The sequence below is a fragment of the Pseudomonas sp. NFX98 genome (assembly GCF_047784845.1).
Lineage (GTDB): Bacteria > Pseudomonadota > Gammaproteobacteria > Pseudomonadales > Pseudomonadaceae > Aquipseudomonas.
Genome location: NZ_JBLNNF010000015.1, coordinates 1 through 20,459 on the forward strand (window position 1 = coordinate 1; position 20,459 = coordinate 20,459).

The 20,459-nt window shown below is 60.7% G+C and carries 16 protein-coding genes and 2 pseudogenes; 13 read left to right on the forward strand and 5 right to left on the reverse strand.

Annotated elements, in window-relative coordinates:
- Window positions 1-197 precede the first annotated feature (197 nt).
- On the reverse strand, window positions 198-1,121 hold the full coding sequence (locus ACM110_RS19935; RefSeq protein WP_416129111.1) for a TIGR03571 family LLM class oxidoreductase: 924 nt from the start codon (window positions 1,119-1,121) through the stop codon (window positions 198-200).
- Between the two features lie 237 nt (window positions 1,122-1,358).
- Between ACM110_RS19935 and mrdA the strand changes: the two genes are divergently transcribed.
- From mrdA to ACM110_RS19965, 6 genes and pseudogenes are all read left to right on the forward strand, one after another.
- Entirely contained in the window at window positions 1,359-3,251 is a 1,893-nt protein-coding gene (gene mrdA, locus ACM110_RS19940; protein ID WP_416129112.1) for a penicillin-binding protein 2, read from the forward strand.
- 11 nt (window positions 3,252-3,262) lie between these two features.
- A pseudogene (locus ACM110_RS19945) lies at window positions 3,263-3,502 on the forward strand (histone deacetylase family protein); the annotation flags it as partial.
- A 244-nt stretch (window positions 3,503-3,746) separates the two neighbouring features.
- On the forward strand, window positions 3,747-5,651 hold the full coding sequence (locus ACM110_RS19950) for a sigma-54-dependent Fis family transcriptional regulator (protein ID WP_416129113.1): 1,905 nt from the start codon (window positions 3,747-3,749) through the stop codon (window positions 5,649-5,651).
- A complete protein-coding gene (locus ACM110_RS19955) occupies window positions 5,651-7,369 on the forward strand; it encodes an ABC transporter ATP-binding protein (protein ID WP_416129114.1) in 1,719 nt (572 codons plus the stop codon). The genes ACM110_RS19950 and ACM110_RS19955 overlap by 1 nt, the downstream gene beginning before the upstream one ends.
- A 5-nt stretch (window positions 7,370-7,374) precedes the next feature.
- On the forward strand, window positions 7,375-8,052 hold the full coding sequence (locus tag ACM110_RS19960; protein ID WP_416129115.1) for a S8 family serine peptidase: 678 nt from the start codon (window positions 7,375-7,377) through the stop codon (window positions 8,050-8,052).
- On the forward strand, window positions 8,049-9,344 hold the full coding sequence (locus ACM110_RS19965; RefSeq protein ID WP_416129116.1) for an NAD(P)/FAD-dependent oxidoreductase: 1,296 nt from the start codon (window positions 8,049-8,051) through the stop codon (window positions 9,342-9,344). The genes ACM110_RS19960 and ACM110_RS19965 overlap by 4 nt, the downstream gene beginning before the upstream one ends.
- Window positions 9,345-9,433: 89 nt before the next feature.
- Here the strand turns inward: ACM110_RS19965 and ACM110_RS19970 are convergent, their stop codons facing one another.
- Complete coding sequence (locus tag ACM110_RS19970) at window positions 9,434-10,924, reverse strand: aldehyde dehydrogenase family protein (protein WP_416129117.1); 1,491 nt, start codon at window positions 10,922-10,924, stop codon at window positions 9,434-9,436.
- Between the two features lie 489 nt (window positions 10,925-11,413).
- On the opposite strand from ACM110_RS19970, the gene peaA reads away from it, so the two are divergent.
- The 4 genes from peaA to peaD all read left to right on the forward strand — a co-directional run bounded on the left by peaA (window position 11,414) and on the right by peaD (window position 15,974).
- On the forward strand, window positions 11,414-12,994 hold the full coding sequence (gene peaA, locus ACM110_RS19975) for a quinohemoprotein amine dehydrogenase subunit alpha (RefSeq protein WP_416129118.1): 1,581 nt from the start codon (window positions 11,414-11,416) through the stop codon (window positions 12,992-12,994).
- An 81-nt stretch (window positions 12,995-13,075) separates the two neighbouring features.
- Complete coding sequence (gene peaB, locus ACM110_RS19980) at window positions 13,076-14,506, forward strand: quinohemoprotein amine dehydrogenase maturation protein (RefSeq protein WP_416129119.1); 1,431 nt, start codon at window positions 13,076-13,078, stop codon at window positions 14,504-14,506.
- Window position 14,507: 1 nt separating this feature from the next.
- Window positions 14,508-14,831 (forward strand): quinohemoprotein amine dehydrogenase subunit gamma, encoded by a 324-nt coding sequence (gene qhpC, locus ACM110_RS19985; RefSeq protein ID WP_008016081.1) that lies wholly within the window; start codon window positions 14,508-14,510, stop codon window positions 14,829-14,831.
- A 24-nt stretch (window positions 14,832-14,855) separates the two neighbouring features.
- Window positions 14,856-15,974, forward strand: coding sequence for a quinohemoprotein amine dehydrogenase subunit beta (peaD, locus tag ACM110_RS19990; protein WP_416129120.1), 1,119 nt, complete (start codon window positions 14,856-14,858; stop codon window positions 15,972-15,974).
- A gap of 135 nt (window positions 15,975-16,109) precedes the next feature.
- On the opposite strand, the gene ACM110_RS19995 is transcribed toward peaD, so the two are convergent.
- Window positions 16,110-16,511, reverse strand: a complete 402-nt coding sequence (locus tag ACM110_RS19995; protein WP_338582125.1) for a lysozyme inhibitor LprI family protein — start codon at window positions 16,509-16,511, stop codon at window positions 16,110-16,112.
- 160 nt (window positions 16,512-16,671) lie between these two features.
- Between ACM110_RS19995 and ACM110_RS20000 the strand changes: the two genes are divergently transcribed.
- Together ACM110_RS20000 and ACM110_RS20005 are read left to right on the forward strand one after the other, a co-directional pair.
- Window positions 16,672-17,160: an SRPBCC family protein gene (locus ACM110_RS20000; protein ID WP_338582124.1), complete on the forward strand. Its 489-nt coding sequence runs from the start codon at window positions 16,672-16,674 to the stop codon at window positions 17,158-17,160.
- Window positions 17,161-17,167: 7 nt separating this feature from the next.
- Window positions 17,168-17,534 (forward strand): annotated as a pseudogene (locus ACM110_RS20005) (aminoglycoside phosphotransferase family protein).
- Window positions 17,535-17,804: 270 nt separating this feature from the next.
- On the opposite strand, the gene inhA reads toward ACM110_RS20005, so the two are convergent.
- Window positions 17,805-18,491: an isonitrile hydratase gene (gene inhA, locus ACM110_RS20010; RefSeq protein ID WP_416129229.1), complete on the reverse strand. Its 687-nt coding sequence runs from the start codon at window positions 18,489-18,491 to the stop codon at window positions 17,805-17,807.
- An 89-nt stretch (window positions 18,492-18,580) separates the two neighbouring features.
- On the opposite strand from inhA, the gene ACM110_RS20015 reads away from it, so the two are divergent.
- Window positions 18,581-19,564: a GlxA family transcriptional regulator gene (locus ACM110_RS20015; protein WP_416129121.1), complete on the forward strand. Its 984-nt coding sequence runs from the start codon at window positions 18,581-18,583 to the stop codon at window positions 19,562-19,564.
- On the opposite strand, the gene ACM110_RS20020 is transcribed toward ACM110_RS20015, so the two are convergent.
- Complete coding sequence (locus tag ACM110_RS20020; RefSeq protein ID WP_416129122.1) at window positions 19,533-20,435, reverse strand: alpha/beta fold hydrolase; 903 nt, start codon at window positions 20,433-20,435, stop codon at window positions 19,533-19,535. The two genes, ACM110_RS20015 and ACM110_RS20020, sit on opposite strands and share 32 nt — an antisense overlap.
- Between the last annotated feature and the right edge of the window lie 24 nt (window positions 20,436-20,459).

The window sequence follows — 20,459 nt, forward strand, 5'->3', positions numbered from 1 at the left end:
TCCCATCCCGAACTCAGCAGTGAAACGATGCATCGCCGATGGTAGTGTGGGGTTTCCCCATGTGAGAGTAGGTCATCGTCAAGATTAAATTCCGAAACCCCAATTGCGAAAGCAGTTGGGGTTTTGTTTTGGGCGAAAGAAAAGTGCCGCGAAAAAAAGGGATAGCCTGTTGGCTATCCCTTTTTCATTTCGCAGCATTAATGAAACTTCGGCAGCACGAACTCTGCAATCTCTTCAATAACCTCTGCGACTGGCCGTTCGCTGCGACGCACATGCAGCCCGACGTGCTGAACGTCTGCCTCACGTAATGCCTGAAGTTCGTCAATCAATGCCAACCGTCCACAGCTACCACCGAAGCGCACACGTCTCATCGGCGCATGAGGGTTGGCGACCAGGTCCAGGTGAACGAAGCTTACATAAGGTTTATCCCCGCCAACCTCTCGCCACAACCCCACTCGCCGACGATGCTCTTCCGGCGTTCCAGGATAGGCGAGCCAACCATCCATATGCTGGCCAATCCACGCTGGAGATTGCTGGCCAAGCCCCGCAACCAACATCGGCGCTGACTGATCGCGCTCCGGAAGCAAGCGTGCCCCTTCCGGCAATCGGCCCTCGCCCTGGCTGCGCAGCAATTCAACGGTCTCGCGGAATATTTCGCCGCGCTGATCGTAGTCCACGCCAAATAACGGATATTCCATCGGACGGTCGCCGCTGGCCACGCCCAGCAGCAGGCGCCCATCACTTAACTCATCAATGCTGTTGGCCGACTTGAGGGTCAGCCAAGGCTGACGCAATGGAAGTACAACCGCAGCCGTACCCAGCATGATGTTGTCGGTAATGCCGGCCAGATAACCCAGGTAGGAAAACGTTTCGAACACCTGTGCAGCGTCGCCGAAGTGCGGGTCATAAACCGGTACGTCGCGGACCCAGAGCGCGCGAAAGCCGGACTGGTCTGCCAAGCGCGCCATGGCGGCATGCTGCTTCAAATCAGGCACACCAAAGGGGCGGTCCTCGGCTATCCGCAGCCGTTGACCATCGCTGGACCAATCATTATCCAGCGGCAGTTCCAGTCCGATGGAAAACCCGTTCGAACCCAGTAAGCGTTGAAATCGCGGATGCATGAACACACTCCAGAAAATGACATGCATCCAGTATCGACTGGCCGATCAGCAAGAAAAATGCAGGCACGGGAACATCAATATTGACTGAGGCGCACGAGTCCTCGGCAAAATGGAAATTCAAGTAAAAAAAATGACATAAAAGTGGCTTTGCAGTTTTGTTATGGTGCAGCTCATTTTTTTGACGGACAGTTTTCACGCCAAGGAACGGTATCTTCTTTTCAAAGAGTTGCTTCAAAAATGCCCCAACCGATACCGATCAAGGATCACGAAAAAGAGACGCGCCTGGTCAACAAAAGATTGATGGCTTGCGCCTTGTTCGTCATCGCCATTACCTGCGCGCTGGTGGTGCGCATGTACATCCTGCAGGTCGTCGAATTCGACTATCACTCCACGATCTCCGAAAACAACCGCGTCCATGTACTGCCGATCACGCCTACTCGTGGATTGATCTATGACCGCAATGGCGTTGTCCTGGCCGACAACCGGCCCAGCTACAACCTGACCATCACTCGCGAACGCGCGTCCGATGTCAATCAAGAGCTGGACGAGGTGGTCAACCTGCTGCACCTGCCCGCTGAAGACCGCACGCAATTCGACAAGGCCATGAAACAGGCACGCCATCCGTTCGTACCGGTGACGCTGTTCTATGAGCTGAGCGAAGAACAGATCGCAGTACTCGCGGTCAACGAGTTCCGCTTGCCGGGCCTCGATGTCGAGCCGCAGTTCGTTCGGCACTATCCACTGGGCGAGCACTTCGCTCATTCGGTCGGCTACGTCGGACGGATCAACGAGAAAGAGTCCAAGGCACTGGATACGGTCGAGTACCGCGGGACGCAATCCGTCGGCAAGACCGGAATCGAAAAATTCTACGAGTCGCAGCTGCACGGCCATGTCGGTTATGAAGAAGTTGAAACCAATGCGCAGGGCCGCGTGCTGCGAGTGCTCAAGCACACTGACCCGGTGCCCGGCGAAAACATTGTCCTGAGCCTCGACGTCAAACTACAGGAAGCCGCCGAGCAAGCCTTGGGCGATCGTCGTGGCTCAGTGGTCGCGCTCGACCCATCGACCGGTGAAGTGTTAGCCATGGTCAGCAATCCGAGTTTCGATCCCAACCTGTTCGTCACCGGTATCAGCTCGAAGGAATACTCGACGCTGCGCGACTCCATCGACCGACCACTCTTCAATCGCGTGCTGCGCGGGCTCTATGCACCAGGCTCGACCATCAAGCCAGAGGTCGCGATTGCCGGACTCGACGCCGGTGTTGTCACGCCCCAGACCCGAGTCTTCGATCCGGGTTACTACCAACTCCCGGATTTCGATCACAAGTACCGCAACTGGAACCACAGTGGCGATGGCTGGGTGGACATGGACGCGGCGATCATGCGTTCCAACGACACCTACTTCTATGATCTGGCGCACAAGTTGGGGATCGATCGCCTGCACGACTACATGGCAATGTTCGGGCTCGGTGAGAAAGTCTCTCTCGACATGTACGAAGAATCCTCAGGTCTGATGCCATCCCAGGCCTGGAAACGCGCCACACGCCGCCAACCGTGGTTCCCGGGCGAAACCGTGATCCTCGGCATCGGTCAGGGCTACATGCAGGTCACACCGCTGCAATTGGCTCAGGCGACGGCGCTGATCGCCAATAAAGGAGTGTGGAACCGCCCGCATCTGGCAATGACCGTGGACGGCGCTGCGCCAGTGGATGAGCACCCGATGCCGAATATTCTGCTCAAGGATCCGCGTGACTGGGAGCAGGTCAACCACGGCATGCAGATGGTGATGCACGATGCTCGCGGGATTGCCCGGGCCGCAGCGGCAGGCGCGCAATACCGGATCGCCGGCAAGAGCGGCACTGCGCAAGTGGTGGCGATCAAGCAGGGTGAGCGCTACAACCGCGAGAAAACCCGCGAGCGTAACCGCGACAACGCCTTGTTCGTCGGTTTCGCCCCGGCCGAACACCCGAAGATCGTGATTTCGGTGATGATCGAAAACGGCGAGGCCGGTGGCCGAGTTGCCGGACCGGTAGTGCGGCAAATCATGGACGCCTGGCTACTCGATCAGGACGGCCACCTGAAGCCGCAGTACGCCGTGCCGAGCAAGGCGCCGGGCGATCCTCACGTCTGAACCATCAAGGCTTGAACGCGGTGACGGAGTTCGGCGCCGAGGTGCTGGTGCTGTCATTGGGCTTCGATATTTTCGAACTGGACCCGCAGAGCAAGGTGGCGGTGACACGGGAAGGATTCGCCGTGTTGGGTGAGCGGATTCGCAGTCTTGGCTTGCCGTGCCTGATTGTGCAGGAGGGCGGGTATCACTTGGAGAGTCTGGAGGATAATGCCAAGGCGTTTTTTGTGAGCCCTGAGGTTTGGCAGCTCTAAGTTTTTCGCGCCTGGGAGACCGTCATCGCGGGCAAGCCTTGCTCCTACAGGGGATGGGGTTGAATGCAATTGTTGGGTCGCCTCGATACCGTAGGAGCAAGGCTTGCCCGCGATGAACGATAATGCGGTCCACCTGACGGAACACAAGCGCCCTACGGCACTTGCCATCGCCCTGACGTTAACGTAAAGATTGCTCCAGGGCGCCGATGTTTGAAGGCGCAGGGCGGACGACCCGGAGCGCTTGATGACGCTAATAAAAACAAACTCCCCCAAACTGCACCGCGAAGCCCGGCTGGCCCGGGAAAAGCTGCATCTGGAAGGCGAAGTGCCCGATGGCGTGCTGCGCGCCGAAATCGACGCCTCCTGGCGACGCAGCCTCAGCCATGGCGTGCATTTCAATGCCAAGCATGAGCTGGCGCTGGAATCGAGTGCCAGCCTCGACGTGTTGCTGGCGAGCAATCGCTTGCTGATCGACGCCGCGCTGCCGGCCATCGATTACCTGGCCGAACGTCAGGGCAAGGAAGGGCTGATCATCCTCGCCAACTCCGACGCCACCATCCTTGCCGTCGAAGGTCGCGCCGATCGCCTCAAGGGCAGCGGCCTGCAAGACATCACCCTCGGTGCCTGCTGGAGCGAAGCGGCTCGCGGCACCAATGCACTCGGCACCGCGCTGGTGGAAGCCCGGCCAACGCTGATCGATTGCGGCGAACATTATCTGGATCGCCTCAGCGATTTTTCCTGCACCTCGGTGCCGATTCATTGCCCGCAGGGTGACATCCTCGGTGTCCTCGACCTGACCCGCGAAGGCCCGCTTGGCCGCGCCCACGACAGCACCGCACTGCTGGCCATGGCGGTCAGCCAGATCGAAAGTCGGGTGTTCAACGCCAGTTATCCGGACGAGATCGTCCTGGCGTTTCACAGCCGTCGCCAGTACCTCGAATCCCCATGGCAAGGCCTGCTGGCGGTCAGCCTCGGCGGGCAGATCCTCGCGGTCAGCGCCCAGGCCTGCCAGTTGCTGCATGCCGAGCGTTCGGCGCTGGTCGGTCGGCGTTGTGAGGAATTTCTCGGTGTCGATGGCCTGCAATTGCTGGCGCGACTGCATCAGGGCGGCGTCGGTAGCCTGCAAACCGCCAAAGGCGAGTTTTTCTACAAGACCCTGCGCGCGCCGCAACGCTCGATCAATGTCAGCAGCCCGCCGCGCAGCGTGGCGAAAACCGCCAAACCGCAACCGGATCTTGAATCCCTGGCCGGCAGCAATACCCGTTACGCTCGCGCGCTGCGCATGGCTCGACAAGGCCTGGCCAACGAACTGCCGGTTTTGCTGTTGGGCGAAACCGGCACCGGTAAAGAAGTCATCGCTCGCGCCCTGCACATGGCGGGCACTCGCTGCGACAAACCCTTCGTCGCGGTGAATTGCGCGGCAATCCCCGAAGGCCTGATCGAGTCAGAACTGTTCGGCTACCGCGAAGGCGCGTTCACCGGTTCGCGTCGTGGCGGCATGGTCGGTCGCTTGCAGCAGGCCCATGGCGGCACGCTGTTTCTTGATGAAATCGGCGACATGCCGCTGGCCCTGCAAGCACGCCTGCTGCGTGTGTTGCAGGACCGCAAGGTCGCACCGCTGGGTGCCGGTGAAGAACAGGACATCGACGTCGCATTGATCTGCGCCACCCACCGCGACCTCAAGCGTCTGGTCGAAGAAAAGCATTTTCGTGAAGACCTGTTCTACCGGGTCAACGGCATCAGCGTGATGCTTCCGGCCTTGCGCGAGCGCGAGGATTTCGCGGGTTTGGTCAGTCGTTTGCTGGCCAAACTCGATGCGCCGACGGTGGTGCTGCATGACGACCTCAATCGTTTACTTGGCGGGTATCACTGGCCGGGCAACATCCGTCAACTGGAGATGGTCCTGCGCACCGCGCTGGCCATGCGCGAACCGGGTGACACCGTGCTGACCCTCGATCACTTGCCCGACAGCATGCTCGACGAATTGACCGCGACCGAACGGCCCCAGGCCGGCAGCATCCGTGAAAACGAACTGGAGATGATTCGCCAGTCCCTGGACAGCCATCAGGGCAACGTCTCGGCCGCCGCCGACGCCCTGGGCATCAGTCGCGCGACCCTGTATCGCAAGCTCAAACAGTTGCGTTCGTGATGCAGCGTTTGATCGTTCGGCTGATCGACAGCCAGAACCCCGAGGCCCTGCAAGCGGCGTTGCGTTGGCTCTACAGCTTTGTGCGGCCGCATCGGCTGGCGATTGCCGGACTGCTGGGATTGTCGGTGTGCGCCTCGGCGCTGGTGCTGGTGCAGCCATGGCTGACCAAATTGCTGATCGACGATGGTTTGCTGGCGCGCAACTTCCCGATGCTGGTGCTGATCGCCGGGCTGATGATCGTCGCCGGCCTGCTGGACACGGCGCTGTCGGGGATCAACCGCTACCTGCACACGCGGTTGTCCGGGCGCATGCTGTTTGCCCTGCGCGATGATTTGTATCGGCACTTGCAAACCCTGTCGCCGAGCTTCTACGGCCAGCGGCGCATCGGCGACCTCATGTCGCGCCTCGATGGCGACGTGGCGGAGATCCAGCGCTTTGCCGTGGACTCGCTGTTCTCGGCGGTGTCCAGTGTGATCGGCCTGGTGGTGGCGGTGGCGATGCTGCTGACCTTGTCCTGGAAACTGTCGTTGTTGGCGCTGGTGCTGATTCCTCTCGACGTACTCTGGCTGCGCTGGATGCGGCGCAAGGTCGAGCGCGATGTGCGGCAGTTGCGTGAGCGTTCGGCGGACATGTCGTCGTTCATGGTCGAGACGCTGCCGGTGATGAAATTCATCCAGTCGGCCGGCCAGCAGCAGCGTGAAGCGCGACGGCTTGAGAGTCTGGGCCAGGGCTACATGAGCCAGTTGCTGCGCCTGCAAGTCACCGAGTTTTTCACTCAGGCAGTGCCGGGCACATTGACTTCGCTGTCCCGGGCCTGTGCATTTTTGATTGGCGGTTACTGGGTGGTGCAGGGCACTTGGCAATTGGGTGCATTGATCGCGTTTTCCACTTATCTGGGCATGGCCGTGGGGCCGGTGCAAAGCCTTCTCGGGCTGTACGTGGCGATTCAACGGATGACCGTCAGCCTCGGTCGGGTGATGGAGTTGCGTGGCGAAGAACCGACCGTGCTCACACCGGTCACACCGAAGCCGATGCCGGCTTCTGGCGAGCTGCGTTTCGAGGACGTGCACTTCACGCATCCCGGTCGCCAATCGACGTTGCGTGGTATCGAGGCGCGGATTCCCTACGGTCTGAAAGTTGCCCTGAGCGGCGGCTCCGGCGTCGGTAAATCGACGCTGATCGACCTGCTGCAACGACATCACGATCCGCAGTCCGGGCGGGTGCTTTTGGGCGAAGTGGATGTACGTGAACTGGACCTGTTCCAGTTGCGTCGGCGCATTGCGGTGGTCAGCCAGGACATCGTGCTGTTTCGCGGCAGCCTGGCCGACAACCTGGCCTATGCCGTGCCCGATGCCAGCCGTGAAGCAATTGCCGAAGTGGCGCGGTTGGCGCAACTCGACAGCCTGATCGCGTCCTTGCCTGAAGGTCTGGACAGTCCATTGGGCGAGCGCGGCCAGCAGTTGTCCGGCGGGCAGAAACAGCGTATCGCTATCGCCCGCGCGCTGTTGCAGGACCCGCTGATTCTGGTACTCGACGAAGCCACCTCGGCGGTGGATGAAGCCACCGAGCGCGAAGTGATCGAGGCCATCGACCGCCTGTTCGCCGGGCGCACCCGCATCCTGATCAGCCATCGCCCCTCAACCCTGGCCGATGCCAATCTGCGTTTCGAATTGATTGACGGTGTACTGATGTCGAAAACGGTGTTGCATGAAGTCTGAGCCTTATGAAAACTGAGTTGCGTATCGGTGTGGTGGACAGTGGTCACTCGGCGGCGCAACGGGTGCAGGTCGTAGCCGGGCGCAGGTTTTCCCTCGTGGAGGACGGACTCGCCGAAAGCGACTTGCGCGATGATCCATTGGGTCACGGCAGCGCGGTGATCGAAGCCATCGGCCGGCGTGCACCGTCAGCGCTGTTTTGCGTGGCCCAGGTGTTTGATCAGCGCGGGGTCACCAGCGCTTTACAGATCGCCACGGCCATCGATTGGCTGGTGGCGCAGGACGTGCGCCTGATCAATTTGAGCCTCGGTTTGCGTCAGGATCGCAGCCTGTTGCGTACAGCTTGCGCGGCCGCAGTGGCGCGGGGCGTGCTGCTTTGCGCGTCCAGTCCGGCGCAGGGCGAGGGCGTGTACCCAGCGAATTATCCACAGGTGCTGCGCGTCACCGGCGATGCGCGCTGTGCCGAACTCGAGTGGTCATGGCTCAACAGTGCGCAGGCCGATTTCGCCGCGTGTGTGCATGGCACGTATCCGGGGCAGTCGGGCGCCAGTCTCGGCTGCGCGGCATTGAGCGGGCACATCGCCGGTTTCCTGGTGGAACAGCCTGATGCGAGTAACGAACAAGTCATCGAATGGCTGCGACACAACGCGTGTTATCGCGGCCCTGAACGGCGTTTCGCGCCATGACCACGATCGTTATATTGGGCGCCGGACCGGCAGGCGCAGCGGTGGCCTTGGGGCTGCGGCGACTGGGTTTTGCCGTTACGCTGGTCAGTGAATGGCGCCGGTTTGCGGCGCTGGAAGGTGTTTCCATTCGGGTGCTGGAGGCATTGCGCGGCGCGGGCCTGCATCAGGCGTTGGCAGATGCGACGCTGCCTTCTCAACGTCAGGTGAACTGGAACGGCCAGCAGCACGCGCAAAACATCGAGTATCTGCTGGATCGCCCGACCTTTGATCGAGGTTTGCGTGAGGACTTGCGTGCGGCGGGGGTGGTGTTGATTGAAGGCCGGGTGCTTGGCGTGCAGTCGTCGACTTCAAGGCATCAAGTCCAGATCGAAGGGCATGAGGTGTTGAGCGCAGACTTTCTGGTCGAGGCCCGTGGGCGCCAAGCGCCGACCCTCGGCAAAGGCCTGCGCGGGCCGGAGACGGTCAGCCTGCTCAATCGTTGGCAAGGCGCGCCGGGCACTACCGCCAGCGCCGTGGAGAGCCTCAACGATGGCTGGGCGTGGATGGCGCGGCGGGCTGATGGTCAGTGCTACTGGCAATGGACGGTGGACGTGGCCAGCGCCGGGTTGCCGGGCAAGGCGCAATTGCTTGAGTACTGCCAACAGCGGCGTCAGGACTCGGCAGTGGCCCGGGCATTTTTCGGTGACGAACCCGAGCTCGATCTACAGCTGCACGCCCGCAGCAGCACGGCGATTCTGAGCCCGCAGGTGTGCGGCGATAACTGGATTCGCGTGGGCGACGCAGCGATGGCCGTGGACCCGCTGTCGGGCAACGGCATCTTTCAATCGCTGTCGTCAGCGTTGCAGACGCCGACGGTGATCAACACCCTGCTGCGCAAACCTGAACGCGCGGCGTTGGCCCAGCGTTTTCATCAGCAGCGGGTCGAGCAGTTGTTTCTGCGCTTCGCCCGGATCGGCCGGGACTTTTATGCCGATGAGCAGCGTTGGTTCGATCAACCCTTCTGGCAGGCACGGCGGCAATGGCCGGATGCCGAAGTCGCCCATGCCGAGTCGGATTTCCAGGCGCTGAGGATTAAGCGGGCGCCGGTGTTGCGTGATGGGTTTGTCGATGAGGCTGAGGTGGTGATTACCGTGGATCAGCCGTTGGGGATCTGGCATGTGCAGGGGGTTGAGGTGGCGGCGTTGGTGCGGCGGTTGCGCACGGAGCCGGCGGAGAAGGTGTTGGCGGGGTTGACCTGCGAACAGGGGCGGATGGTCAGGAGTTGGTTGTTGGCTCAAGGCTACAAACCGTAGGAGCTGCCGAAGGCTGCGATCTTTTGGCTGCCTCAAACGTACCGAGTATCAAAAGATCGCAGGCTTCGCCAGCTCCTACAAAAACTGTTTCACAGTTTTATCAACACCGATTTCAACTCGGTGTAATGCTCAATCGCCGCATACCCCATCTCACGCCCGACCCCCGACATCTTGTACCCGCCAAACGGCAGCGCCGGGTCCAGGGCGCTGTGGCAGTTGACCCACACCGAGCCGGACTTGATCCGCGGAATCATCCGGTGCACCGCCGCCAGATCGTTGGACCAGATGCTCGCGCCCAGCCCGTAAGGGCTGTCATTGGCCATGCGCAAGGCATCGGCTTCATCATCGAACGGGATCGCCACCAGGACCGGGCCGAAGATTTCTTCCTGCACCAGCGAATGCTTCTGATCGACATCGACAATCACCGTTGGCTTGACGAAAAACCCCGGCCCGAACTGCTCGCCACCGCAGGCGATGGTCGCACCGCTTTCCCGGCCTTTTTCGATGTAGCCGTAGACGCGTTCCTGCTGGCGCGCCGAGATCAGCGGCCCCATGTCGACACTCGGGTCCAGGCCGTTACCAAGCTTCATCGCATTGGCGATATCGCTGATGTCCGCCACCACATTGTCGAAGTGTTTGCGCTGCACATACAGGCGCGAACCGGCGCAGCAGACCTGGCCCTGGTTAAAGAAAATCGCGCTGGCGGCACCGGCAGCAGCGGTTTTCAGGTCGGCGTCGGCCATGACGATGGTCGGCGATTTGCCGCCCAGTTCCAGGGTGACCCGGGTCATCGAGTCCATGGCGATCTTGCCGATCTGCTTGCCCACTGCGGTGGAGCCGGTGAAGGTCAGCTTGTCCACCATCGGGTTGTGGGTCAGGGCGGAACCTGCGGTGATGCCGGTGCCGGTCACCACGTTGAACACGCCTTCCGGATACCCGGCTTCCAGTACCAGTTCTGCGAGTTTCAGCGCGGTCAGTGGGGTTTCGTCGGCGGGCTTGAGCACCACGGTGCAACCTGTGGCCAGCGCCGGGCCAAGTTTCCAGCAGGCCAGCAGCAGCGGGAAGTTCCAGGCAACGATGGCGCCGACCACACCCACGGCTTCGCGGCGGATGAAACTGTGGAATTGATCGTTGGGCATCAACGGCGCCGACACGTCGACCGTGGAACCTTCGATCTTGGTTGCCCAGCCGGCCATGTAGCGCAGGAAGTCGATGGACAACTGCACATCCATTACTTGGGCGACGGCGGCGCTTTTACCGTTGTTCAGGCATTCCAGTTGCGCCAGCAGCTCGGCGTCGCGCTGCATCAGGTCGGCGAGTTTCCACAGCAGGTTCTGTCGCTCCCGTGGGCGGGTGCGGGTCCAGGCTGAATCATCGAAGGCCTGGCGGGCGGCGAAGACGGCGCGGTCGACATCGTCCGGCGTGGCCCGTGGCACCACGCACAGCACTTCGCCGGTGGCCGGGTTGTGCAGGGGCATGGTCTGGCCGTCGGCGGCCTCGACCCATTCGCCGCCGATGAGCATGCGCGGGGCGCGCTGGATGAACGCCGAAGTGGCGGGAAGCAGGTTGGGAAGCGACATGATGAAACCTCGTCTTGTTCGTGTGGCGAGGTCTTTCGCAACGGTTGTGCCAGTTGTGTTTATTTGATTGAAACCCTGATCGGATGGGCCTTTTGAACTATTTGCCCATGGCAGAGGAACAAGTGAACGTCGCAAATTGCGACAGCAAAGATCAAAAGATCGCAGCCTTCGGCAGCTCCTACACGAAAATCGCCGTTCACCTGTAGGAGCTGCCGAAGGCTGCGATCCTTTGATCTTGATCCTATGCTTGTCTCAGGTTGAAACAGTTGTCGCGAAATTAAACGAGGAACGCAGATCCAGCCATTGGCAAAAACCCGGTACTAACCGGCAAATCATTGATTCATTGAGACATTCGTAAGCTGGCACGCTCCGTGTATTGCTCATCGCAGACGTTTCTCTTGCCTCCGTCAGTGGTTCGCCACCGACGGCAGAAACCAAAAAAACGATAAGCCACAAAAATAAGAAAGCACCGTGCGAGGTTCGACGTTGATGAAGAGAAAACTCCGATCAGGCATGAGCGCCAGCCTGCTGGCCGTGGCCGCTTGCGTGGCGCTGCATTCGCCTTACAGCCTGGCAGCCCGCGACGCCCAGACCATCCTCAAGGAAACCTGTCAGGGCTGTCACACCCCTGAAGCCGATAACGCCCTGAGCCGTATCAGCCACCAGCGCAAGACGCCGGAAGGCTGGCTGATGAGCATCGCCCGCATGCAGACCATGCACGGTTTGCAGATCAGCGATGAAGACCGCCGAACGCTGGTCAAATACCTGGCCGACACCCAAGGCCTGGCGCCGAGCGAAACCGATGGCGTGCGTTATGCCATGGAGCGCCGGCTCAACACCGTCGAGCAGTTCGACGACCAGACCAGCCAGATGTGCGGCCGCTGCCACTCCGGTGCGCGGGTTGCGCTGCAACGGCGTCCGGCCCAGGAGTGGGAACGACTGGTGAACTTCCACCTCGGCCAATGGCCGTCGCTGGAATACCAGGCGCTGTCCCGTGACCGCGACTGGTTCGATCTGGCCCGCAAAGAAATGGTGCCGCTGTTGGCCAAGCGTTATCCGCTGGACAACCCGGCCTGGAAAAAATGGCTGAGCACCGCGCCGAAAAGCGAGGCGCTGGTGGGCGACTGGAGCTTCAGCGGTCACCTGCCGGGCAAGGGTGAACTGGCCGGTGTGATGAGCGTCAGCGCCGACGGCAACGACACTTTCAAAGTCAGCGTCAAAGGCCAATACGCCGACGGCACGCCGTTCAAAGGTGAGGGCAGTGCAATCCTCTACACCGGCTACGAATGGCGCGGCAACGTGACCATCGATGGCGTGACCATGCGCCAGGTGTTCGCTGCCCAAGGCAATGCAATGCAGGGCCGGATGTTCGAGGCCGAGCACGATGAACGCGGTCTGGACTTCGTCGCCGCCAAGCAGGGCTCCCAACGTTTGCTGGCGGTGCAGCCGGGTTATGTGAAGGCCGGCAGCGAAACCGAAGTGACGTTGATCGGCAGCGGCCTGAGCGGCAAGCCGAACTTCGGTAAAGGCGTGGAAGTGCTCGAAGTCGTCGAGCAAGGCCCGGAGCAGATCAAAGTCAAAATCAAGGCTGCCGCCAATGCTCAGCCGGGCTTGCGCGCGGTCACCGTCGGCACGCTGAAAGGCCCGAATCTGTCGGTCTACAGCAAGATCGCCTCGGTCAAAGTGGTGCCGGAGTTCTCGGTGGCGCGGATCGGCGAGGGCGGCGGTTCGACGCCGAAAGTCCAGGGCCGTTTCGACGCCGAAGCCTGGGGCAAAGGCGCCGATGGCAAGCCGTATCGCATCGGTGTGTTCCCGGCGCAGTGGAAGGTCGAAGCCTTCGATGACCGCGCCAAGGAAGACGAAGACGTCAAGTTTGCCGGCACCATGCACGCCGACACGGGCGTGTTCACGCCGGGCGATGCCGGGCCGAATCCGGCGCGCAAGATGTCCACCAACAATGCCGGCAACCTCAAGGTGATCGCCGCCGTCGACGACGCAGGGAAATCCCTGACCGGCGAAGGCCACATGATCGTGACCGTGCAACGCTGGAACAATCCACCCATTCCGTGATGTGCCTGGACTTGTACGTTTCAGACATTTTTTCGGAATGACCGCAGGCCCTCAAAGCAGGGCTTGCACAGGAGGTTGGCAATGGGCGCTATCTTGAATCTGGTCGAACGCAACCTGCACGAAGTGCACGTCGATGCCGACCGCATGCTGTTTCACATCCCAAGCAGTTCGCTGTTCGCCAGCGATGAACTGACAGGGACCATCATCGATACCTTGCGCGGTCCAGGCTGTTCTTCGGACGACCTGATCCAGCGCCTGGCCGCGCGCTTCAACGGTGAGGAAATCACCGAAACCCTGCGTGAGTTGATGGCGCTGGAACTGGTCAGCGACGGCTCGCCGCTGACCCCGGACATCGCCACCAAACGCGTCGAGCGCACGGCGATCAATACCGTGGTCCTGAACGTCAACACCGGCTGCAACCTGAGTTGCACCTACTGCTACAAGGAAGACCTCGACAAGCCTTCGGCCGGCAAGAAGATGGACGTGGAAACGGCGATCGCGTCCGTGGAAATGCTGCTGCGCGAATCCCCGGACGAAGAGCGGTTCACCGTGGTGTTTTTCGGCGGCGAACCGCTGAGCAATCGCAAGCTGATCGAGTACATGGTCGACTACTGTGAGAAGCGTTTTCGCGAGGCGGGCAAGTTCGTCGAGTTCGTCATGACCACCAACGCCACGCTGCTCACCGAAGAAACCGTGGACTATCTGAATGCCCACCGTTTCGGGCTGTCGGTCAGTATCGACGGGCCGAAAACCGTGCACGACCGCAACCGCATCACCGTGGGCGGGCAGGGCACCTACGACGTGGTGCGGCGCAAGGCCGAGATGTTGCTGTCGCGCTACAACAGTCGTCCGGTGGGCGCGCGGGTAACGTTGACCACTGGCGTGACCGACGTCGAAACCATCTGGGATCACCTGTTCAACGAACTGGGTTTTGCCGAAGTCGGTTTCGCCCCGGTGACCTCCGGCGACATCAGCAGCTTCAACCTGACCAGCGACGAGCTGATTGAAGTCTTCGCCAGCATGAAACGCCTCGGTCGGCGTTACCTGGAAGCGGCGCTGGAACACCGCAACATCGGTTTCTCCAACTTGCACCAGTTGATCACCGACATCCATGAAGGTCACAAGAAAGCCCTGCCATGCGGCGCGGGCCTGAAGATGCTGGCGGTGGATCACAAGGGCGAGCTGAACCTGTGCCATCGCTTCACCGGTTCGAGCCTGCCGACCTTCGGCAACGTCCACAGCGGCGTCAAACAGGTTGAATTGAACGACTTCCTTTCGCAGCGCCTGGACCGCACCAACACCGGGTGCGAGGACTGCCAGATCCGCAACCTGTGCTCCGGCGGCTGCTACCACGAGAGCTATGCCCGCTACGGCGACCCAACCCACCCGACTTATCACTACTGCGAACTGATGCGTGACTGGGTCGACTTCGGCATCGAGGTCTACACCCGGATCATGGCTCACAACCCTGCGTTCATCAGCAGCTACATCACTCCGCGCAAGGCTCACTGATATGAAACATCTCAAGGCAATCAATAACAAAGCGTTGAAGCTGGATCAGGCCGCAGACGAGAACCGCATCGAAGAAGTGGTGGCAATGAGCTCGGTGGCGGGCTGTGCGTCGACCACCGATCCGGGCTGGGAAATCGATGCGTTTGGCGGTGTGTCGTCGCTGTGCCAGCCGATGGAGGCTGACCTCTACGGTTGCTCCGATCCGTGCTGGTGGCCGGCCCAGGTGCCCGACATGATGAGCACCTACCCGGACTGGAACAAGGATGCCCAGGCGTCCAACGACAACTGGCGCAACCTCGGCACTGTCTTCCCGAAAGACAAGTGATCTGACAAGAAGAAGGATTCCAGCATGCACAGCATAAAAGCCTGCGGCCTGGCCGCTTTCGCCGTCCTGAGCACCTGTTCGCTCAGTGTCCTGGCGGATGAAAACACCGCGTTGCAAGACGGTCACGAATACATGTTGACCACCAACTACCCGAACAACCTGCATGTGATCGACCTGGCCACCGACACCTTGTACAAGACCTGCAAGCTGCCCGACGCCTTCGGCCCCGGCACCGTGCAGTTGTCGCCGGACCGCAAGACCGCCTACGTGTTGAACAACCACTACGCGGATGTCTACGGCGTTGAGCTGGACAGCTGCAAGCAGGTGTTCCACGCCAGCATTACCCAGAAGCCGGGCGAGAAAGCCAAGTCGATGTTCGCCTTCACCCTCAGCCACGATGGCAAGGAGTTGTTCACCGTCGCCAACCCGACCTTGATGCTCAACGATCGCTACGAAGTGCAGCAGCCGCGGCTTGATGTGTACAAGACCGACGCCGGCATGGACGCCAAACCGGTGCGCAGTTTCCCGGCGCCACGTCAGTTGACCATCATGCAGAGCGGCGATGACGGCACGCTGTACGTGGCTGGGGCGGACGTCTACAAGGTCAATGTGCAGACCGGCAAGTTCGAAGTGCTGATCCCCAGTCGTCACTGGAAGCGTGCGAACTACAGCGCGCCGGACGTGCTCTACGTGTGGAACCAGCAGACCTATCGCCATGACTTCTCGCTGCTCTACACCGCCGCGAAATTCAAGGACAAGAAGCAGGACCCGGCCACCGCCGAATACCTGTACGGCCTGTTCAGCGTCGACCTGAAGACCGGCAAGACCGAAACCACCGATTTCGGGCCTCTGACGGAAATCTACTTCAGCGGCATGCGCTCGCCGAAAGACCCGAACCTGATGTTCGGCGTGCTCAACCGGCTGGCCAAGTACGACATCAAAGAGAAGAAAATGCTCCAGGCGGCGACGCTTGATCACTCCTACTACTGCATTTCCTTCAACAAGGATGGCAGCAAGATCTACCTGGCGGGGACGTTCAACGACGTGGCGATCTTCGATGCCGACAGCTTGAAACAGACGGGCAGCATCAAGTTGCCGGGTGGGGATATGGCGATTACCACGGCGCAGATTTTTGTCCGGTAATTGCGGCGTTTAAACTGACGCCATCGCGGGCAAGCCTTGCTCCTACAGATTCGAGTCGTTCACATCTTTGGCGAACAACACGATTACGTAGGAGCAAGGCTTGCCCGCGATGGGGCTCTTACAGGCACTAGAGATTCAAACCCCCGGCACCGGACACCCCAAATCCCCCTCCTGGCACTTCAGATAAGTCTTGAACGTCTCAACCCGCGCCTTGGTCAACTCAGTCACGCAATTGCTGTAGATCAGCGGATAAACACTCCCACCTTCCACCCCGGACGCCGAAAACTTGCACTCGGCATCGCGAAACGCAATCCACGACCGCTGCGCCCCCAGCAGCAGCTTCTTGCTGTCGGGGTTACCCTTCAGGCGCGAAGTGATTTGCTGGTAAAGCGCATTCAACTCCTTGTCCGCCGCCGCATGCTGCTGCGACGCACACTGGTTCATCGTGGCCTGATCGGTGGCGTTGTCGCAGTCAACGGCATGCGCCAGAGAAGTGAACAACAAAGGCGTCAACGCCAGGAGAAAGCGTGCGTACATGGCAGAAACTCGCTGTAACGGGGGAGATTGCGGTGCAGTGTAGCGAAGCCGGCATCGATGTCAGGCGTACGATTACGACAGCTGACAGCCCTCTCATACAACTTTCGGGCTGGACATGTGGTCTTAGAGGCCTACTGTTGTTCAGTACAGGAGGTGACGTATGAAACCAGTTCCCAATAGTTTTGAGCGCAAAATCAAGCTTAAATCGCCGCGCTCCCATGTATGGCGTGCCTTGGTCGATGCGGAGGCGTTTGGTCAGTGGTTCGGCGTAGCGCTTGAAGGCAGGCGTTTCATTGCCGGCGAGTGGACGCAAGGGCAGGTGACGTATCCCGGTTACGAACACGTGTTGTGGAATGTGCTGGTGGAGCGGGTCGAGCCGCAGCAGTTGTTTTCCTTTCGCTGGCACCCTTACGCCGTTAACCCGAAGATCGACTACTCCCAGGAGCCCACCACGCTGGTGAAGTTCGAAATGGAAGACTATGAGGACGGCACGCTGCTCAAGGTTTCCGAGTCCGGTTTCGCGCACATTCCCGACATACGACAGAAGGAGGCGTATTACATGGACAGCCGTGGCTGGGAAGAGCAGTTGAACAGACTGGAACAATTCCTTGTTGAAAACGCCAAGGCCCGCGAGCGCGAGAGTGACTGACGGCAGTATGTTTGAACCCTGGCTGAAACGCTGGGCGCTGGTGCCGGATGGACAACCGATCACCACGCCCGGCAGCCGCTTGTTGCCGGTGCGCCGGGGCGATGCGCCGGCCATGTTGAAGATTGCCATCGATGCCGAAGAAAAATTCGGCAACCTGTTGATGACCTGGTGGGACGGCCACGGACCCGCGACGTTTCCAGCGGCAGATCGAGGTAGTGGCCGAGGCTGCCGGGCTTGATCAGCGCAGGTTGTTGCAATGGGTATTGGCGTTTGCCGGTTTGTCGGCGGCGTGGTTTCTTGAGGATGGCGACGACCGGGCGGCTGAAAGTCAGCTGCACGTCGCGAAACTCGCGGCCTCCAGCCTTGGTGCATGAGGCATCCAAGGGTTTTCGGAGGGGGCGCTATAGCGAATGTCTTACACGCCGTAACAACTATGTCGTCTATTGCGGATTGGATCCCATGCGTATTCTGGCCCCATCCACTGATGCACAGGGAGTGCTCAGGATCATGGATGATCGGCCATTTGCATGGAATGCTGACGACAGGGAGTCGTAATGGTCTTGGAAGAACCCGCCTCGGCGGGTTTTTTTATGGGCGCAGGAAAAGTCCTGGCAGCGGGAGCCTTGGCCCCCCGCAGCTTTTTTCTAGCGACGGTCGAGTTTCGCGGCGGCACGCTCAGTGATTTCCGTGCGCAGTTTCAACGAGCCTGCCGCGCGTTTGCGGGCCTCTTCCAATACGCTGGCTGGCGCAGTTTCCGGGCTACCTGCCTGGAACGGCGGAGCCGGGGCGTATTCCAGCTGCAATTGCACCAGTTCGGCGGTGTCCTGATCGAACAGTTCTGCGGCCAGGGTCAGGGCGAAATCGATGCCCGCGGTGATCCCGCCACCGGTCAGCAGATTGCCGTCACGCACCACGCGATCCTTCACCGCAATCGCCCCCAGCGGTGCCAGCAATTCGTGATAGGCCCAGTGGGTAGTGGCGCGTTTGCCTTTCAACAAACCCGCCGCACCGAGCACCAGCGCGCCGGTGCAGACCGAAGTCACGTAACGCGCATTCGCGGCCTGAGCCCTGATGAACGCCAGCGTTTGTTCATCTTCCATGAGCGGCCCGACGCCGCTGCCCCCGGGCACACAGATCACATCCAGCGCCGGGCAATCGTCGAAAGTAACGGTCGGTTTCAACATCAGGCCGGTGCTGGCGGTGATAGGCATCAGGTCCTTCCAGATCAGATGCACCTTCACATCCGGCAACGAAGCCAGCACGTCGTACGGGCCGGTGAGGTCGAGTTGTTGCACCTGTGGAAACAACAGAAAACCGATCTGCAAGGTCATGGTGTTTTTCTCCTGAAGTGGGTGGACGACTTCACTGTAGACGCCTAGGATTTGGCGCATACGCCAATCACCCCACGAATTGCGCCAAAATGCCGAAAACCATTCACGTACTCGCCTTCGCCAACGTGCAATTGCTCGACGTCACCGGGCCGTTGCAGGTGTTTGCCTCGGCCAACGACATCGCCCGCCAGCAAGGTTCACCGACGCCGTACGCGCCATCGGTGATTGCCAGCGGCGGCGGGGCGGTGATGTCGTCGGCGGGGTTGGCGTTGTTGGCCGAACCATTGCCCGAGCAGGGCAGCGACACCTTGATCATCGCCGGGGGCTGGGGCGTTTACGCGGCGGCGGAGGATCAGCCACTGGTGAGTTGGGTGCGTGAGCATGCGGCCAAGTGCCGACGGGTGGCTTCGGTGTGCACCGGAGCGTTTTTGCTGGCGGCAAGCGGCTGGCTCGATGGCCGGCGCGTGGTCACCCACTGGACCCGATGCGAGCAGTTGGCGCAGCAGCATCCACAATTGCAGGTCGAACCCAATCCGATTTTCATCAACGACGGCCCGGTCTGGACCTCGGCCGGGGTCACTGCCGGCATCGACCTGGCGCTGGCGATGGTAGAAGCCGATCTGGGCCGCAAAATGGCACTCGAAGTCGCCCGACAGTTGGTGGTGTTCCTGAAACGGCCCGGAGGCCAGTCGCAATTCAGCGTGACCTTGTCCTTGCAGAAAGAAGGCAGCCGTTTCGACGAACTTCACGCCTGGATCAGTGAAAACCTCACCAAAGATCTCGGTATTCCGACCTTGGCGCTACAGGCCGGCATGAGCGAACGCAGCTTCGTCCGCCACTACCGCGCCGACACCGGCCAGACCCCGGCCCGAGCCATCGAGCTGATCCGGGTCGAGACCGCACGGCGATTGCTGAGTGATACCGGCGTACCGATCAAACGCGTCGCCATGCAATGCGGATTCGGCAGCGAAGAAACCCTGCGTCGCAATTTCCTACGGGCCATGGGCGTAACGCCGCAAGCCTATCGAGAGCGTTTTTCCGTCAGCGTTGCAGCAGATCCAGTAATGCCTTGAGCGTCGCCTCGGGGGCTTCTTCGGGAATGTTATGTCCGACACCCGCCAGCATCCGGCGCTCGTAAGGCCCGGTGAAATGCTCGATGTCGTCGTCGACCTCCGCTGCCGGGCCAACGCCATCGTCGGCACCACACAGGGAAATCGTCGGCACACTGATGGAGGGTTGTCGGGTCAGCGCCTCCTCGATCGACTCCAGCGCCGGGTCGCCGGCCACATACATGAAGCGGTGACGATAGGAATGAATCACCACGTCGACGAAATCCGGGTTGTCGAAGGCTGGCGCGCTCAAGGGATAGCGTTCGGCCCTGTTTGCCCAGGTCGGTGACCACAGCTTCCACAACAACTCACACACGCCCCGGCGATTTTCCGTCAGTCCCTCAACGCCACGCTGCGTATGAAAATAATACTGATACCAGAGACGATGCTCGGTTTCCGGGTCCCGTGGTCGTACCGAACGAGGAATGTTCTGCAGATTGTAGCCATCCCCCGTCACCAGACAACGAACCCGCTCCGGCCACAACGCCGCGACAATGCACGCCGCCCGACCGCCCCAGTCATAACCGCAGAGCGCCGCTTGCTTGATGGAAAGCGCATCCATCAGCTCGAGCAAATCCTGAGCGAGGGCGGCTTGCTGCCCGGAACGCAGCGTGTCAGGACTGTTGAATCGCGTCGGGCCGTAACCGCGCAGGTAGGGCACGATCACACGGTAGCCCTTGGCCGCGAGAGGCGGGGCGATTTCGTCGAAGGCGCGGGGGGAATAGGGGAAGCCGTGGAGCAGGATAACCGGGTCGCCGGTGAGGGGGCCGTGTTCCTCGTAGGCGAGGTTCAGAATCGGAGTCCGGACATACTGGATCAGCTTGTGATTACTCATTCGTCAGCTTTCCCCTAGGCTTCA